Here is a 15,074-nt window from a genome sequence, read left to right on the forward strand (position 1 = left end):
TTAGGGCAATCTGATATTGAATGAAATATCAGGAGAGCCACATGCCTCGCACTGAGCATCCTTCGACACAGTTGATCTCCGAAGCCGAGCGCGCCACGCCGATGTTCTACCGCATGCGCGACGTGCTGCGCATGACGGCCCTGAGCCGATCCAGCTTGTATCGCCGCATTGCGGCCGGCACGTTCCCCGCGCCGGTGTCATTGGGCGGTGCGGCCAAGGGGTGGCGCCGAAGCGACTTGGAGCAGTGGGAGCAGGACCCCGGCGGCTTCAGGCTGATGGAGTCCTGCACCATCCACACTACTGCTCAGGGTGCAAAAGTGCGCCGGGTGCGCTACTGATGCGGCGGTGTACCGGCCTGGCCGGAACACCGCCGAGACCGAGGTCATCGCTGCTGCGGCTGAGGGCGGGCCGTCCGCCTGCGGTGGATGGCGTTTTGTGCTCCGCCAGCGAATCAAGGTAATCCGCCCAGGCTTGCGCCATCTCGTGGCGCTGTTCGATGAAGCGGGTCCTGTCATAGGCTTCGCCCAGTTCTTCATCGGAGACGTGCGCCAGGTGCTTCTCGATCATTTCCCTGTCCCATCCCAGTCTTTCCCGGATGAGCGTTCGCGCCATCGCCCGGAAGCCGTGGCCTGTAATGTCCGTTTGGGTGTCGTACCCCAGGGCGCGCAGGGCGCTGTTCATCGTGTTGTCCGAGATGTAGCGCGAATAGCCGTTCTTGCCTCGCCGGCGTGACACGCTCTTGAAGACGGGGCCACTCGGCCCTGTGACTGTGTGAAGCTGGCGAAGAATGTCAACGACCTGCGTGGGTAGGGGAACGGCGTGCGGAGGCACACGTCCGCTATTTTTGTGGGCCTCTCGTGCCTTCATCATGCGCGGCGGGCAAATCCAGATGCCGGCATCGAGATCGAGCTGCTCCCATTCCATCTTCCGTATCTGCCCAGGGCGTTGAAACACATAGGGCATGATTCGCAGCGCGCAGCAGACGATGTAGTGCCCCTTGTAGCCTCTGATGTCGCGTAACAGTTGCCCGATCTTACCGGGCTCCAGGATGGTGGCGTAGTGCTTGACGATTGGACTGCGCAGCTTGAAGTCGGCCACGCCTTTGGCCATGTAGTTCTGGCCTGGCTCCAGGAGTCCCAGTGTGACCGCCCGCGCAAAGACGCGTTGCAGGCTTTCCCGCAGCCGGATGGCGGTTTCACGGGTGCCGGCCAGCGAAACGGCTTCCAGACATTGCAGGACGTCCAGCCGGTCCAGCGAGCCGATGGGGTGGCGGCCCAGCCTTGGGAAGGCGTGCAGTTCCAGTTGCCGCAGGATCTTCTGGCTGTAGTCCTCGCTCCACTCGTGGATCTGTTTGGCGTGGGCGTGCCACTCGCGCGCTACTTTCTCGAAGGTGGCCAGCGCGTGGCGCCGCGCCTCTTGGTGGGCCGCACGCATCACTTGGCGAGGATCTTTGCCCGCCAGCAGGTTGAGGCGTTGCTGTTCGGCAGCAGTGCGGGCGGCCGCCAGCGACATGGCGGGATAAGCGCCGAGGGTCAACTTGACTCGGCGACCCGCGATGTCGGAATAGAGGAACAACCAGCTTTTCGAGCCTCTTGGCTGTATCCGGAGATACAGTCTGTCCCCGTCAGGCAGCATGTACTCTTTGTCGGCCGGCTTGGCGGCTTCCACGGTCTTCACGGTCAGTTTCATAGCGCACCCCCAAGAGTTCCTCGGATTTCAGCGGAAATCTTAGGGGACTGTTTGAGGGGACTAAAACCCTGGGATTCGGCGGAATCCGATGAGACAGTATGGGAGAGGAATTTGACGCAAGCCCTTGATTTCGTAGAAGAAATGGGACTTGGTGAGATCGTGCGGGACAGGCGAATGGTGGCCTGGGGCGGAATCGAACCACCGACACGCGGATTTTCAATCCGCTGCTCTACCAACTGAGCTACCAGGCCAACGAAGACCGCAACTATACATGAATTTTTCAACGCGTGCAGGAACTGGCACCAAATTTCTTCGCCGAGTTCCATCAACACTGACCTCACCCATAGGACGCCCCCAACCCCCCATTGATGCCATCCAACAACCTCAGGGGAAACCCTGGGCGTATAATCCTGGGTTGTCCTCTGTTACATCCGTGTGTACAAGCTACCCGTACACGCCGGCGCCCAGCGCCGACACATCCCGGGTCGCACACACCTGCCACGATGTCCGTCGCCGTTCTTGCCTTCGGTCTGAATCACACCTCCGCCCCGGTCTCGGTGCGCGAGCGCGTGTCCATGCCCGTCGATCTGGTGCGTCCGGCGCTGGAGGGGCTGCGCACGGCATTCGGCGGAGCGGTGCGCGAAGCCGCCATCCTCTCCACCTGTAATCGCACCGAAGTCTACTGCGCGGCCGAGCCGCAGGTGGCCGAGCAACTGCCCGCGTGGCTGGCCGAGCACAACCGCATCGAAGCCGTCTCGCTCGATCCCCACCTGTACCGCCATCGCCACGACGAAGCCGTGCGCCATGCGTTCCGCGTGGCCAGCGGGCTCGATTCCATGGTGCTGGGCGAACCGCAGATCCTGGGCCAGATGAAGGACGCCATCCGCGCCGCCGACCAGGCCGGTTCGCTGGGCACGCTGCTGCATCAACTGTTCCAGCGCACCTTCTCGGTGGCCAAGGAAGTCCGTTCGCAAACCGCCATCGGCGCGCAGTCGGTGTCCATGGCCGCCGCCGCGGTGCGCCTGGCCGAGCGCGTGTTCGGCAAGCTGGATCAGGCGCGCGTGCTGTTCATCGGCGCGGGCGAAATGATCGAACTCTGTGCCACGCACTTCGCCGCGCAGCGTCCGCACAGCATGATGGTGGCCAATCGCACCACCGAGCGGGCCGAGACGCTGGCAAGCCGTTTTGCCGCGGGCACCATGAAGCTGGCCGAGCTGGGCGACCGCCTGTCCGAATTCGACGTGGTGGTGTCCTGTACGGCCAGTTCCCTGCCCATCCTGGGCCTGGGCATGGTCGAGCGCGCCACCAAGCTGCGGCGCCACCGGCCCATGGTGATGATCGACCTGGCCGTGCCGCGCGACATCGAACCCGAAGTCGGCCGCCTGGACGACATCTATCTGTATTCCGTCGACGACCTGGGCCGCCTGGTGCAAACCGGCACCGACGCGCGCCGCGCGGCGGTGGTGCAGGCCGAGGCCATCATCGAAACCCGCGTCCAGGGCTTCATGCACTGGATGCAGTCGCGCGAAGTGGTGCCGGTCATCCGCGACCTGCACCAGGCCGCCGCCGACGTGCAGGCCGCCGAACTCGAGCGCGCCCGCCGCATGCTGGCGCGCGGCGATTCCCCCGAGGCCGTGCTCGAACAACTGGCGCACGGCCTGACGCAGAAATATCTGCATGGCCCGCTGGCGGCGCTCAACCGCAGCGAAGGCGACGAGCGCCGGCAACTGCTGGGCTGGATGCCGCGCCTGTTCCCCAGCCGCGACACGCGCCGTTAGCGTCCCGCCACGCGCCGCCCCTTTGCGGCGGACGTTCGCCTTGCGGGCGCCCGCCGTGCCGATTTCCCCTTTATTTGGTATTTCCGCTGATGAAAGCTTCCATGCGCAGCCGGCTGGAACAGCTGGCCCATCGCCTGATCGAGATCGACGCCTTGCTGGCCGATCCCGAGTCCGCGTCCGACATGGACCGCTTCCGCAAGCTGTCGCGCGAACGCGCCGAGGTCGAGCCGGTCGCCATCGCCTTCAAGAGCTTCGAGGCCACCGAGGGCGACATCGCCGCGGCGCAAGAGATGCTGTCCGATCCCGACATGCGCGAGATGGCGGAAGAAGAGCTGAAGGCCGGCCGGGCCCGCCTGGAAACGCTGGAAGGCGAGCTGCAGTTGCTGCTGCTGCCGCGCGATCCCGACGATGGCCGCAGCCTGTTCCTCGAAATCCGCGCGGGCACGGGCGGCGACGAAAGCGCGCTGTTCTCGGGCGATCTGCTGCGCATGTACACGCGCTTCGCCGAAACGCGCGGCTGGCGTGTCGAGCTGATGTCGGAAAGCCCCTCGGAACTGGGCGGCTACAAGGAAGTGATCGCGCGTATCGACGGCGATGGCGCCTATGGCCGCCTGAAATTCGAGTCGGGCGCGCACCGCGTGCAGCGCGTGCCCGCCACCGAGGCGCAGGGCCGCATCCATACGTCGGCGTGCACGGTGGCGGTGATGCCCGAGGCCGACGAGATGAGCGAGATCGTCATCAACCCCAGCGACCTGCGCATCGATACGTTCCGCGCCAGCGGCGCGGGCGGCCAGCACATCAACAAGACCGACTCGGCCGTGCGCATCACCCACTTGCCGACGGGCCTGGTGGTGGAATGCCAGGACGACCGTTCGCAGCACCGCAACAAGGACCGCGCCATGCAGGTGCTGGCCGCGCGCCTGAAGGACAAGGAACTGCGCGAGCGCCAGAGCAAGGAGGCCGCCGAGCGCAAGAGCCTGATCGGCTCGGGCGATCGTTCCGAACGCATCCGTACCTACAACTTCCCGCAGGGGCGGGTGACGGACCACCGCATCAACCTGACGCTGTACAAGCTGCAGCAGATCATGGAAGGCGACCTGGAAGAACTGACGGGCGCCCTGATCTCCGAGCACCAGGCCGAGCAATTGGCGGCGTTGGGCGACGAGGTCTGACGCACTCCCGGTTTCTGGCGGGGAGATCGCGACATTCTTGCCGCGATGCGGCCCCTGGAAACCATTGCATGGCAAGCTCGCCGTCTCCGCCCATCGCTTCCGACCACCCATGACGCGCATCATCGACCTGCTGCACGACTCGCGCCTGCCGCGCCTGGAGGTGCGCATGCTGCTGGAACACGCCCTGAACAAGCCGCGTGCCTGGCTGCTGGCCCACGATACCGATCCCGCGCCCGCCATGGCCGCCGAGCTGTACCGCGCGCTGGCCGAGCGGCGCCTGGCCGGCGAGCCCATGGCCTATCTGCTGGGCGAGCGCGAGTTCATGGGGCACACATTCCGGGTGACGCCCGACGTGCTGATTCCGCGTCCCGACACCGAACTGCTGGTGGAAACCGCCATCGAGGCGATTTCCGGCAAGCCCGGCGCCACGGTGCTGGACCTGGGCACGGGCAGCGGCGCCATCGCGATCTCGGTGGCGCTGGCGCGTCCGCAGGCCGTCGTCACCGCCACCGATTGCAGCGCCGCGGCGCTGGCCGTGGCCCTCGACAACGCCAGCCGGCTGGGCGCCCGGCTGCGCCTGTTGCACGGCGACTGGTTCGGCGCGCTGCCGATGGGCGAGCGCTTCGACCTGATCGTGTCCAACCCGCCGTATATCCACAGCGCCGACCAGCATCTGGGTCAGGGCGACCTGCGCCACGAGCCTCGCGGCGCGTTGACGGATGGCGCCGATGGCCTGGGCGCGCTGGCGCGCATCGCCGCCGAGGCCCCCGCCTGGCTGAAGCCGGGTGGCGCCTTGTGGATGGAGCACGGCTGGGACCAGGCCGAGGCCGTGCGCGAACGGTTGCGCGCCGCCGGTTTCGGCCAGGTCGCCAGCCGCCGCGACCTGGCCGGCATCGAGCGCATTTCCGGCGGATACCTATAATTGACGTATTGCCGGACCATCCCCATGTAGGGACGATGGCCTGATTCCATCCGGAACCCCCATTCCCTCAGCGAGACCACCATGAGCGACGTGCAAGAATTCATCCGTGAAACCGTGACCCAGCATCCCGTGGTGCTGTTCATGAAGGGCACGGCCCAGTTTCCGCAATGCGGCTTTTCCGGCAAGGCGATCCAGATCCTGAAGGGCTGTGGCGTGAAGAAGCTGGTCACCGTCAATGTGCTGGAAGACGGCGAAGTGCGCCAGGGCATCAAGGACTTCTCGAACTGGCCCACCATTCCGCAGCTGTACGTCAGCGGCGAATTCATCGGCGGCTCGGACATCATGAACGAGATGAACGAGAACGGCGAACTGAAGCAACTGCTGGACGCGTCCGGCGCCACGGCCTGACGCCCGATGCGGCGGCTGGTCGTCGGCATCACGGGGGCCACGGGCTCGCTTTACGCGGTGCGCATGCTGCAGGTCCTGCAGGATGTGCCCGACGTGGAATCTCACCTGGTCATATCGGCCTCGGGCGTGCTGAACATCCAGCATGAGCTCGACATCGGCCGCAACGAGGTCCAGGCGCTGGCCGATCACGTGCACAACGTGCGTGCCGTGGGCGCCACGCTGGCCAGCGGCGCGTTCCAGACGGCCGGCATGGTCATCGTGCCGTGCTCGATGCGCACGCTGGCGGCCGTGGCGCATGGCCTGTCCGACAACCTGATCACACGCGCCGCCGACGTCACGCTCAAAGAACGGCGCCGGCTGGTGATGATGGTGCGCGAGACGCCGTTCAACCTGGCGCACCTGCGCAACATGACGGCCGTCACCGAGATGGGCGGCATCGTCTTCCCGCCGCTGCCGGCGTTCTATCACCGGCCGAAGTCGATCGAAGAGATGGTCGACCACACCGTGGCGCGCGTGCTGGATCTGTTCGATATCCAGGTGCCGGGGCCGACGTGGGAAGGAACGTAGGATTGACCAGGATTATCACCAGGAGCCGAACGATGATGCATAACCCTCCGCATCCTGGCGAAGTACTCAAGGAAGATGTACTCGTTCCCCTGGGCTTGTCCGTAACCGAAGCAGCGCAGCGGCTTGCCAGTTCTCGTGTTGCGTTGCCGCGTGTCTTGAACGGCAAGGCCGGTATCAGTCCTGATCTGGCCGTCGCTACCCTACCAACCCCCGCAACCTGGCCGCCGCTGCCTGCACGGCCTTCAGGTTATCCGCCTTGTAGCGATGCGCCGGCGCCGTCAGCGTGACGGCGGCGCAGATCGTGCCATCGTCGCGCAGCACCGGCACGGTGATGCCCGCGACTTCGGCCAGGCGGTCGCCCACGGCGGCGAAGTAGCCGTCCGCGCGGATGCGCGCATACAACTCACGATCCGGTCCGTCGGCCTGGCCCAGCACGGGGTCGTAGGCCGTCAGCACGCGGCCGCCGGTGCCGCGGTTCAATGGCAGCAGGTCGCCCGCCTTGATGAAGTCGCGGATGGGGCTGGGCGAGTCCACCCGGTACAGGCATAGCCGCGCGTCGCCCTGGCGCACGTGATAGGCGGCGCTTTCGCCGGTGGCGGCCACCAGGTCGCGCAGCACGGGCACCACCACGTGTTCCAGCGAGAACGCGGACGCGTACCGCGCGTGCATGCGCGCGATCTCCGGCCCCAAGGCGTAGCGGCCATCGTCCAGCCGCTGGATCCAGCGCGCGTGTTCCAGCGAGGCCAGCAGGCGCAGCACGGTGCTTTTGTACAGGCGCGTGCGCTCGGCAAGGTCGGCCAATCCCAATGCCGCATCGCCCGGCCGGAACGCGGCGACCAGGCTCAGCGCGCGATCGACCGCCGCCACGCCGCCGGGCGCGGCGGCCGCGTCGGCGACGGATTCGGTGGCGGCTTTCTTGGGCATGGCATTCCTTGGAAGAGGGCGGCGGCGGGAATCGGGCCGGCGCTCAGCGGGCTTTGGATTTTATGCGTCGATGGAATGGGATTGGGCGGGCATAGGCCGCGCGGACCGCGTGCCGCCGTCACTGCGCACTTGTCCGATGGCCGCGATTGACACCACCTGGATGTCAGGCGCAGAATTCATTTCATAAGAAAGAATATAATTCTATCTAATAGAATATACAACCATGGAGACCTGTCCGTGACCCACGACACCCCCGACGTCCTCATCAGCGAGGTCGGTCCGCGCGACGGCCTGCAGTCCGTCGGCGCCACCATGCCCACCGAGGCCAAGGGCCGCTGGATCGATGCCCTGGTCGCCGCCGGCGTGCGCGAGATCGAGGTGGCGTCCTTCGTGCCGCCCAGGCTGTTGCCGCAGATGGCCGATGCCGCCGAGGTCGTGCGGCATGCGCTGCGCCACCCTGGCCTCACGGTGATGGCGCTGGTGCCCAATCGACGCGGCGCCGAGAACGCGCTGCGCGCGGGCGTGCACAAGCTGACCATGCCGGTATCGGCCAGCCACGCTCACAGCCTGGCCAACGTGCGCAAGACGCCCATGGAAATGGTCGACGAGGTGCGCGCCATTGCCCGCCTGCGCGACGAGATCGCGCCGGGCGTGAAGCTGGAAGCCGGCATCTCCACCGCGTTCGGCTGCACGCTGCAGGGCGAGGTGGACGAGGACGAGGTCATCCGCCTGGCCGCCGCATGCATCGCGGCGGGGGCGGACGAGTCCGGCCTGTCCGACACCGTGGGCTATGCGAATCCCGCGCAGGTGCGCCGCCTGTTCCGCCGCCTGCGGCAAGAGATCGGCGCGCATGCCGGCGCCGCGCACATGCACAACACGCGCGGCCTGGGGCTGGCCAATTGCCTGGCGGCCTGGGACGAGGGCGTGCGCACGTTCGACAGTTCGCTGGGCGGGCTGGGCGGTTGTCCTTATGCGCCAGGCGCCTCGGGCAACGTGGTCACGGAAGACCTGGTGTTCATGTTCGAGGCCATGGGCGTGCGCACCGGTATCGACCTGGACCGCATCGTGGCCGCGCGCGTGCCGCTGGCTGCCGGGCTGCCGGGCGAGCCGCTCTACGGCATGACGCCGGATGCCGGCTTGCCCAAGGGCTTCGCGCAGTTGGTTTGAACAGGCCGCACTGCACGGGCGCCGTTGATGGCGTGTCTTCCGAACTCGCTGCCGCGCGGGTTCCCCCGCCGCGTGCGCGCTCGCCCCGCCGCGCGTTGTTCCACCCCATGTTTCCAAAGAAGCCCATGTCCGCTGCAAACCCCTTGCCCTACGAGGGCATCCGCGTCATCGAATTCACCCACATGGTCATGGGGCCGACCTGCGGCATGCTGCTGGGCGACCTGGGCGCCGAGGTCATCAAGATCGAGCCGGTGGGCGGCGACAGCACGCGCCGGCTGCTGGGCTCGGGCTCCGGCTTCTTCCCCATGTTCAACCGCAACAAGAAAAGCGTGGTGCTGGACCTGAAGCAGCCCGAAGGCGTGCAGGCCGCGCTGCGCCTGATCGACACGGCCGACATCGTCAGCGAAAACTTCAAGAGCGGCGTGATGGACAAGCTGGGCCTGGGCTACGAGACACTTGCGGCCCGCCATCCCGGGCTGATCTACGTCAGCCACAAGGGCTTCCTGGCGGGGCCCTACGACAACCGCACGGCGCTGGACGAAGTGGTGCAGATGATGGGCGGACTGGCGTACATGACGGGCCGGCCGGGCGATCCCGTGCGCGCGGGCACCAGCGTCAACGACATCATGGGCGGCATGTTCGGCGCCATCGGCGCGATGGCCGCGCTGGCGCAGCGCGGGAAGACGGGCCAGGGCACGCACGTCGAGGCCTCGCTGTTCGAGAACAACGTGTTCCTGATGGGCCAGCACATGCTGCAGTACGCCGCCACGGGCCGCGCGCCCGCGCCCATGCCCAGCCGCGTGGCCGCCTGGGCGGTGTACGACGTATTTACGGTGAAGGACGGGCAGCAGATCTTCCTGGCGGTGGTCAGCGACAAGCAGTGGAAGATATTCTGCCGCGCCTTCGGCATGGACGACCTGCTGGCCGACACGCGCCTGGCCACCAACAACGACCGCGTGCAGGCACGCGAATGGATGATGCCCGAACTGCGCAGCCGGCTGGCGCAGCGCAGCGCGGCCGAGCTGGCCCAGGTGTTCGAGGCCGAGGGCCTGCCCTTCGCGCCCATCACGCGTCCCGAACAGCTGTTCGACGATCCCCATCTGGCCGCCACCGGCGGCCTGGCGCCGATACGCATGAACGACGGCAGCACCTCGCGCGTGCCGTTGGCGCCTTTCACGCTGGGCGGCGCCCAGCCTCCCGTCCGCTTGCAGCCGCCGCGCATCGGCGAACACTCCGAGGCGCTGTTGCGGCAGGCGGGCTATGCCGACGCGGACATCGAATCCATGAAGGCAAGACGAATCACACAAGGAGACAGCACATCATGATTTCCCTCACTCGCCGGCAGTTGCTGGGCGCCGCGCTGGCGTCTGGCGCCTTGCCCGCCTGGACCCAGGCGTTCGCCCAGCAGTCCGAGTTTCCGGGCAAGCGTCCGATCCGCCTGGTCGTGCCCTACACGCCGGGCGGCGGCACCGATGCGATGGCGCGACTGACCGCCGAGAAGATGGCCGCCGAGGCGGGGTGGAGCGTGGTGGTCGAGAACCGCCCCGGCGCGGGCGGCAACATCGGGCTGGACCAGGTGGCGCGTTCGCAGCCCGATGGCTACATGCTGGGCATGGGCCAGACGGCCAACCTGGCGATCAATCCGGCGCTGTTGCCCAACATGCCGTTCGACGCGGCCAGGGATTTCACGCCGGTGGCGCTGGTGGCGTCGCTGCCCGTGATCCTGGTGGTGCGGGCGAATTCGCCCTGGCAGTCCGTGCAGGACGTGGTCAAGGCCGCGCAGGCCAGGCCGGGCGAGGTCAAGCAGGCGCTGGCGGGCACCGGCACCGTCGGCCACCTGGCCGGCGAGCTGCTGGCCTACGATGCGAAGTTCAAGGTGCTGAACGTGCCGTACAAGGGCGCGGCCCCGGCGCTGAACGACCTGCTGGGCAACAACACCGACTATATGTTCTCGACGGCGCCCGCCGTCCAGGAGATGGTGCGCGGCAAGGTGCTGCGCGCGCTGGCGGTGACGTCGGGCGAGCGCCTGGCGATCCTGCCCGACGTGCCGACCGTGGCCGAATCCGGTTTTCCCGGCTTCGAGGCGCTGGACTGGAAGGTGCTGGTGGCGCCGGCCAATACGCCCAAGGACGTGGTCGAGAAGCTGAACGGCGTGATGGAAAAGGTGCTGGCCAATCCGGCCACGAAAAAGTACCTGGCCAGCGAAGGCAGCCAGCCGATGGGCGGCAGCGCCGATCATGCAAGGCAGTACCTGGCGGCCGAGCAGAAGAAGTGGGCGGGCCTGATCCAGGACGCGAAGATCACGCTGGGCTGACCGCGGCGTTTGCCGCGCCGCGGCGGCGGTTCAGGCGCGGACGCGCCGCGTGCCGCCGCTGCGCCGGCTTGCCTTCTCCGACACCAGGTTCTGCTGCGCCATCGCCAGGCCGCGTTGCTCGACGCGCGCCAGCAGCGCGCGCAGTTGCGCGACCTCATCGGACGACAGGTCCTGAGTCAGCAGATCGTTCAGGCGCTGTACTTCAGGCATCAGCGCGCCGTAGCAGTCGTGCCCGCTGTCCGTGGCCTCGACCTGCACCACGCGCCGGTCGTCGCCCACCTGCACGCGCCGCAGCCAGCCTTTCTCGCACAGCGCGCCCAGCGTGCGCGAGGTACGCGCCAGGTCCAGCTTGGCCGTGGCGGCCAGGTCGGCCGACGCCATGGGGCCGTGTTCGACCGCACAGGCCAGCACGCGCCACTCCCTGCGGGTGATGCCGAAGCGGCCTTCGCACAGCCGCACGAAGACCGGGCTGGACTGGAACCACGCCTGGTACAGGCGGTACATCAGCATGTCGTCCAGCGTGGCCTGGCCGGCATGGGGGTGGGACATGTTGCCTCCTTCCGGCCGTCTTATAGGGTCATGGGCTTATGCCGGATACTGGATTAGATCAATAAATCCCCGTGTTGCTAAATTCATTTCTCCTATTTCCTACAACGATAGACAAGGGAGACATGACATGCGTACCTGGATGATGGCCGCGCTGGCGGCCTGGGCGCTGCTTGCCGCGGCGCCCGCCGCCGTGGGGCAGGAGGCGGGCAAGCCGCTGACGATCCTGGTCGGTTATCCGCCCGGCGGCAGTTCCGACCGCGTGGCACGCCTGGTGGCGGATCGGCTGAAGGACAAGCTGCGCACCTCGGTGATCGTGGAGAACAAGACGGGGGCGGGCGGACGCATTGCGGCGCAGTACCTGCGCAATGCGCATGAGGACGTGGCGCGCGGCACGCTGATGCTGGCCAACCCGGCCGTGATGGTGGTGGCGCCGCTGGTGTATGCCCAGCCTGGCTACGACGCGGCGCGCGACTTCCAGCCCGTGTCGCTGGTCAGCAGCTATCACTTCGCGCTGGCGGTATCGGCCAGTTCGCCCATCCATGACGTGGCCGCGCTGCGCAAGTGGGTGAAGGAGCATCCCAGGCAATTCACCGTGGGGGTGCCCGCCACCGGCAGCCTGCCGCATTTCTTCGCGCTGATGTTCGGCCAGCAGATCGGACAGCAGCCCGAGGTGGTGGGCTATCGTGGTTCGGCGCCGCTGACGTCCGAGCTGATCGGCGGCATCCTGCCACAGGCCATCGACACGCTGGATACGCTGCTGCCGCAGCACCAGGGCGGCAAGATCCGCATTCTGGCGATCTCCGCCGACAAACGCGATCCGGCCCTGCCCGACGTGCCCACCTTCCGTGAAAGCGGCATCGACCTGTCCGCCGACGGCTGGAACGCATTCTTCGCCTCGTCGGCCATGCCGAAGGAGCAGGCGGACAGGCTGGGCAAGGAGATCGAGGCGGTGATGCGCGAGCCCGCCCTGCAGCAGGCCATCCGTGCCGTGAACCTGGAGCCCGTGGTGGCCGACGCGGCCGAGACCGCCCGCCGCCTGCAGGCCTACAGGCAGCAATGGGAACCGCCCGTGCGCGCTTCCGGCTTCACCGCCACGCAGTAAGGAGCCGGCGATGGGCAAGATACGCAACGTGCTTTTCATCATGGCGGACCAGCTGCGCGCCGACCACCTGGGCTGTTACGGCCATCCCTATCTGCGCACGCCGAACCTGGATGCGCTGGCCGCGCGCGGCGTGCGCTTCACACGGGCCTTCGTCAACTCGGGCGTGTGCGGGCCGTCGCGCATGAGCTACTACACGGGCCGCTATCCCTCCAGCCACGGCACGACCTGGAACCGCGTTCCCTTGTCGGTGGGCGAGGTGACGCTGGGCGAATACCTGGCCGGCGGCGGCCACAAGCTGGCGCTGGCGGGCAAGACCCACGTCATCCCGGACAAGGACGGCATGGCGCGGCTGGCGATCGACGGCGGTTCGGAACTGGGCGAGCTGCTGGCGCGCGGCGGCTTCGTCGAACTGGACCGCTACGACGGCCATCACGAGCCGGGCGAGGAAAGCGGCTATCCCGCCTTCCTGCGGCGCCATGGCTACGATTCGGCGGACCCCTGGACCGACTATGTCATCGCCGGCATCGACGAGCAGGGCCAGGTGGTCAGCGGCTGGCACATGCGCAACACGCACCTGCCTTCGCGCGTGCAGGAGGCGCATTCCGAGACCGCCTACATGACCGACCAGGCGCTGGACTTCATGCGCCGGCGCGGCGACCAGCCCTGGGTGCTGCACCTGAGCTACGTGAAGCCGCATTGGCCGTACATGGCGCCCGCCCCCTATCACCGCCTGTACACGCCAGACCAATGCCTGCCCGTGTCGCGCAACGTGCGGGAGTTGCAGCAGGCGCATCCTGCCTTGCAGGCCTATCGGCAGCACGAGGAAAGCCAGAGCTTCGCGATGGACGAGTGCGTGCGCAGGGTGCGCCCCGCTTACCAGGGCCTGATCCATCAGCTGGACGACCATCTCGGGCGCCTGTTCGACGACATGGAAGGCGCGGGCCGCATGGACGATACGCTCATCGTGTTCACGGCCGATCACGGCGATTTCCTGGGCGATCACTGGCTGGGCGAGAAGGAGCTGTTCTACGACACCGTGCAGCGAGTGCCCTTCATCGTGATGGATCCCAGCCGCGAGGCCGACGCCACGCGCGGACAGGCGCTGCACGACATGGTGGAAAGCGTCGACGTGGTGCCCACGGTGTTGCAGGCGCTGGACCTGCCCGTGCCCGCGCACCGTATCGAAGGCCGTGCCTTGCAGACGCTGCTGCATGGCCGCGGCGAGGCCTCGTGGCGGGACTGCGTGTTCTCGGAGCTGGACTACAGCTTCCGGCAGGCGCGACTGCTGTTGGGCAAGACGCCGCAGAATGCGCGGGCCTGGTCGGTGCGCACCGATCGGTGGCGCTACGTGTACTGGCTGGACGAGCCTGAACAGCTGTACGACCTGCAGGCCGATCCCGGCGAGTTCCAGGATCTTGGCCGCAGCGCCGCGCACGAGGCCGTGCGCGTGCAGCTGCGCAGGGGATTGCTGGACTGGGCCGCGCGCCGCAAGCGCCGCACCACCCTCAGCGACGAGGCCGTGGCGCAGGCCACCAACGCGCACAAGCGGGCGGGGGTGTTCTTCGGGCAGTGGTGAGCGCCCGCCCGGTTCGCCCGTGTCCCAGGGCCTTTTAGCGTCAACAGCCTGCTAGGCGTACTTGCCGGTCAGGCCGCCGTCGACCACCAATTCCGTGCCGGTGATGTACGAGGCCGCGTCGGAAGCCAGGAAAGCCACGGCATTGGCCACTTCCCACGGTGTGCCCATGCGCTGCATCGGGACCTGCCGGTCCCGGGCCGCGCGCGCGGCGTCGAGATCGGTGGCGTCGAACATGCGCGCCACGTTTGCCGCCACGCGAGGTGTGTCGATCAGGCCGGGCACCACGGTGTTCACTCTGATGCCATCGGCAGCGTACTGTTGCGCCGCCATGCGCGCAAAATGGATGACGGCCGCCTTGGTCACGCTGTAGGCCAGGTGAGGATAGCCCACGTATCTGAGGCCCGCGACGGAAGAGACCGTCACGATCGCGCCGCCGCCCTGCCGGCGCATGATGGGGACGACCAGCCGCGTGGCAATCAGCAGGCTGGTGACATTGACCTGCTGGATGCGTTCCCAATCGGACAGCTCGGTGTCCTCGATGCCGCCCACCTTGCCGATCCCCGCATTGGCCTGCAGGATGTCGATCCGCTCATAGCGGGCCAGGGCCGCGTTCACCGCGGCCTGCATGGCCTGGGGGTCGGCCACGTCCGCCTGGACGGCCAGGGCCTGGCCGCCGGCTTGCGACACGGCCTGGGCAGCGTCCCGCGCGGCCTGCGGGTCGTGATCCAGCGCCACCACGGCCGCGCCCTGGCGCGCCAGCGTCACGCAACTGGCCTTGCCGATGCTCCAGCCGGGCGCCGAGCTGCCAGCGCCGGCCACCAGCGCCACCTTGCCGGACAGCGGTCCGCCGTTCATGGCAGGCCCCCGCGCCGGCGGGCCGCGACGGCCTTTCGGGCGTGCGGCGTT

The 15,074-nt window shown here is 67.5% G+C and carries 15 protein-coding genes, 1 tRNA gene and 1 pseudogene; 12 read left to right on the forward strand and 5 right to left on the reverse strand.

Annotation, left to right across the window (positions count from 1 at the left end; genetic code table 11):
- The first annotated feature begins 41 nt into the window (after positions 1-41).
- Positions 42-338, forward strand: coding sequence for a helix-turn-helix transcriptional regulator (locus A6745_RS07835; RefSeq protein ID WP_066125398.1), 297 nt, complete (start codon positions 42-44; stop codon positions 336-338).
- On the opposite strand, the gene A6745_RS07840 is transcribed toward A6745_RS07835, so the two are convergent.
- On the reverse strand, positions 298-1,689 hold the full coding sequence (locus tag A6745_RS07840; RefSeq protein WP_066125400.1) for a tyrosine-type recombinase/integrase: 1,392 nt from the start codon (positions 1,687-1,689) through the stop codon (positions 298-300). The two genes, A6745_RS07835 and A6745_RS07840, sit on opposite strands and share 41 nt — an antisense overlap.
- Before the next feature lie 175 nt (positions 1,690-1,864).
- Positions 1,865-1,940, reverse strand: a tRNA-Phe gene (locus A6745_RS07845).
- A gap of 252 nt (positions 1,941-2,192) precedes the next feature.
- Between A6745_RS07845 and hemA the strand changes: the two genes are divergently transcribed.
- The 6 genes and pseudogenes from hemA to A6745_RS29260 form a co-directional block, all read left to right on the forward strand.
- Positions 2,193-3,467, forward strand: a complete 1,275-nt coding sequence (hemA, locus tag A6745_RS07850; RefSeq protein WP_066125402.1) for a glutamyl-tRNA reductase — start codon at positions 2,193-2,195, stop codon at positions 3,465-3,467.
- 89 nt (positions 3,468-3,556) lie between these two features.
- On the forward strand, positions 3,557-4,639 hold the full coding sequence (gene prfA, locus A6745_RS07855) for a peptide chain release factor 1 (protein ID WP_066125404.1): 1,083 nt from the start codon (positions 3,557-3,559) through the stop codon (positions 4,637-4,639).
- A gap of 109 nt (positions 4,640-4,748) precedes the next feature.
- A complete protein-coding gene (gene prmC, locus A6745_RS07860; RefSeq protein ID WP_066125406.1) occupies positions 4,749-5,561 on the forward strand; it encodes a peptide chain release factor N(5)-glutamine methyltransferase in 813 nt (270 codons plus the stop codon).
- 81 nt (positions 5,562-5,642) lie between these two features.
- Positions 5,643-5,969 carry a Grx4 family monothiol glutaredoxin gene (gene grxD / locus A6745_RS07865; RefSeq protein ID WP_066125408.1) on the forward strand — a complete coding sequence of 109 codons (327 nt, stop codon included), beginning with the start codon at positions 5,643-5,645 and terminating at the stop codon, positions 5,967-5,969.
- Positions 5,970-5,975: 6 nt separating this feature from the next.
- The gene (locus A6745_RS07870) at positions 5,976-6,536 is read left to right on the forward strand and encodes a UbiX family flavin prenyltransferase (protein WP_066125410.1); all 561 of its coding nucleotides are present in this window, start codon (positions 5,976-5,978) and stop codon (positions 6,534-6,536) included.
- A 35-nt stretch (positions 6,537-6,571) separates the two neighbouring features.
- A pseudogene (locus A6745_RS29260) lies at positions 6,572-6,730 on the forward strand (HigA family addiction module antitoxin); the annotation flags it as partial.
- A gap of 1 nt (position 6,731) precedes the next feature.
- Here A6745_RS29260 and A6745_RS07875 read toward each other — a convergent pair.
- Positions 6,732-7,460, reverse strand: a complete 729-nt coding sequence (locus A6745_RS07875; protein ID WP_066125413.1) for an IclR family transcriptional regulator — start codon at positions 7,458-7,460, stop codon at positions 6,732-6,734.
- A gap of 237 nt (positions 7,461-7,697) precedes the next feature.
- Between A6745_RS07875 and A6745_RS07880 the strand changes: the two genes are divergently transcribed.
- From A6745_RS07880 to A6745_RS07890, 3 genes are all read left to right on the forward strand, one after another.
- A complete protein-coding gene (locus A6745_RS07880; protein ID WP_066125415.1) occupies positions 7,698-8,627 on the forward strand; it encodes a hydroxymethylglutaryl-CoA lyase in 930 nt (309 codons plus the stop codon).
- A 125-nt stretch (positions 8,628-8,752) separates the two neighbouring features.
- Positions 8,753-9,952 (forward strand): CaiB/BaiF CoA transferase family protein, encoded by a 1,200-nt coding sequence (locus A6745_RS07885; protein WP_066125417.1) that lies wholly within the window; start codon positions 8,753-8,755, stop codon positions 9,950-9,952.
- Complete coding sequence (locus tag A6745_RS07890; protein ID WP_066125419.1) at positions 9,949-10,941, forward strand: Bug family tripartite tricarboxylate transporter substrate binding protein; 993 nt, start codon at positions 9,949-9,951, stop codon at positions 10,939-10,941. The genes A6745_RS07885 and A6745_RS07890 overlap by 4 nt, the downstream gene beginning before the upstream one ends.
- A 30-nt stretch (positions 10,942-10,971) precedes the next feature.
- Here A6745_RS07890 and A6745_RS07895 read toward each other — a convergent pair whose 3' ends face one another.
- Positions 10,972-11,490, reverse strand: a complete 519-nt coding sequence (locus A6745_RS07895; RefSeq protein ID WP_066125421.1) for a MarR family winged helix-turn-helix transcriptional regulator — start codon at positions 11,488-11,490, stop codon at positions 10,972-10,974.
- A gap of 127 nt (positions 11,491-11,617) precedes the next feature.
- On the opposite strand from A6745_RS07895, the gene A6745_RS07900 reads away from it, so the two are divergent.
- Together A6745_RS07900 and A6745_RS07905 are read left to right on the forward strand one after the other, a co-directional pair.
- On the forward strand, positions 11,618-12,592 hold the full coding sequence (locus A6745_RS07900; RefSeq protein WP_066125423.1) for a Bug family tripartite tricarboxylate transporter substrate binding protein: 975 nt from the start codon (positions 11,618-11,620) through the stop codon (positions 12,590-12,592).
- Positions 12,593-12,602: 10 nt separating this feature from the next.
- Complete coding sequence (locus A6745_RS07905; protein WP_066125425.1) at positions 12,603-14,168, forward strand: sulfatase-like hydrolase/transferase; 1,566 nt, start codon at positions 12,603-12,605, stop codon at positions 14,166-14,168.
- A gap of 51 nt (positions 14,169-14,219) precedes the next feature.
- Here A6745_RS07905 and A6745_RS07910 read toward each other — a convergent pair whose 3' ends face one another.
- Positions 14,220-15,023: an SDR family NAD(P)-dependent oxidoreductase gene (locus A6745_RS07910; RefSeq protein ID WP_066125428.1), complete on the reverse strand. Its 804-nt coding sequence runs from the start codon at positions 15,021-15,023 to the stop codon at positions 14,220-14,222.
- Positions 15,024-15,074: the final 51 nt, after the last annotated feature.

This window comes from Bordetella ansorpii (assembly GCF_900078705.1).
In the GTDB taxonomy this organism is placed as follows: Bacteria; Pseudomonadota; Gammaproteobacteria; order Burkholderiales; family Burkholderiaceae_B; genus Bordetella; species Bordetella ansorpii_A.

What these genes read in the sequence shown, in the direction of transcription:
- hemA (WP_066125402.1), top strand. Translation starts at nt 2,193, where the DNA reads ATGTCCGTCGCCGTTCTTGCCTTCGGTCTGAATCACACCTCCGCCCCG.
- A6745_RS07835 (WP_066125398.1), top strand. Translation starts at nt 42, where the DNA reads ATGCCTCGCACTGAGCATCCTTCGACACAGTTGATCTCCGAAGCCGAG.
- A6745_RS07885 (WP_066125417.1), top strand. Translation starts at nt 8,753, where the DNA reads ATGTCCGCTGCAAACCCCTTGCCCTACGAGGGCATCCGCGTCATCGAA.
- A6745_RS07900 (WP_066125423.1), top strand. Translation starts at nt 11,618, where the DNA reads ATGCGTACCTGGATGATGGCCGCGCTGGCGGCCTGGGCGCTGCTTGCC.
- prfA (WP_066125404.1), top strand. Translation starts at nt 3,557, where the DNA reads ATGAAAGCTTCCATGCGCAGCCGGCTGGAACAGCTGGCCCATCGCCTG.
- A6745_RS07840 (WP_066125400.1), bottom strand. Translation starts at nt 1,689, where the DNA reads ATGAAACTGACCGTGAAGACCGTGGAAGCCGCCAAGCCGGCCGACAAA.
- A6745_RS07870 (WP_066125410.1), top strand. Translation starts at nt 5,976, where the DNA reads ATGCGGCGGCTGGTCGTCGGCATCACGGGGGCCACGGGCTCGCTTTAC.
- prmC (WP_066125406.1), top strand. Translation starts at nt 4,749, where the DNA reads ATGACGCGCATCATCGACCTGCTGCACGACTCGCGCCTGCCGCGCCTG.
- A6745_RS07910 (WP_066125428.1), bottom strand. Translation starts at nt 15,023, where the DNA reads ATGAACGGCGGACCGCTGTCCGGCAAGGTGGCGCTGGTGGCCGGCGCT.
- A6745_RS07890 (WP_066125419.1), top strand. Translation starts at nt 9,949, where the DNA reads ATGATTTCCCTCACTCGCCGGCAGTTGCTGGGCGCCGCGCTGGCGTCT.
- A6745_RS07905 (WP_066125425.1), top strand. Translation starts at nt 12,603, where the DNA reads ATGGGCAAGATACGCAACGTGCTTTTCATCATGGCGGACCAGCTGCGC.
- A6745_RS07875 (WP_066125413.1), bottom strand. Translation starts at nt 7,460, where the DNA reads ATGCCCAAGAAAGCCGCCACCGAATCCGTCGCCGACGCGGCCGCCGCG.
- A6745_RS07895 (WP_066125421.1), bottom strand. Translation starts at nt 11,490, where the DNA reads ATGTCCCACCCCCATGCCGGCCAGGCCACGCTGGACGACATGCTGATG.
- grxD (WP_066125408.1), top strand. Translation starts at nt 5,643, where the DNA reads ATGAGCGACGTGCAAGAATTCATCCGTGAAACCGTGACCCAGCATCCC.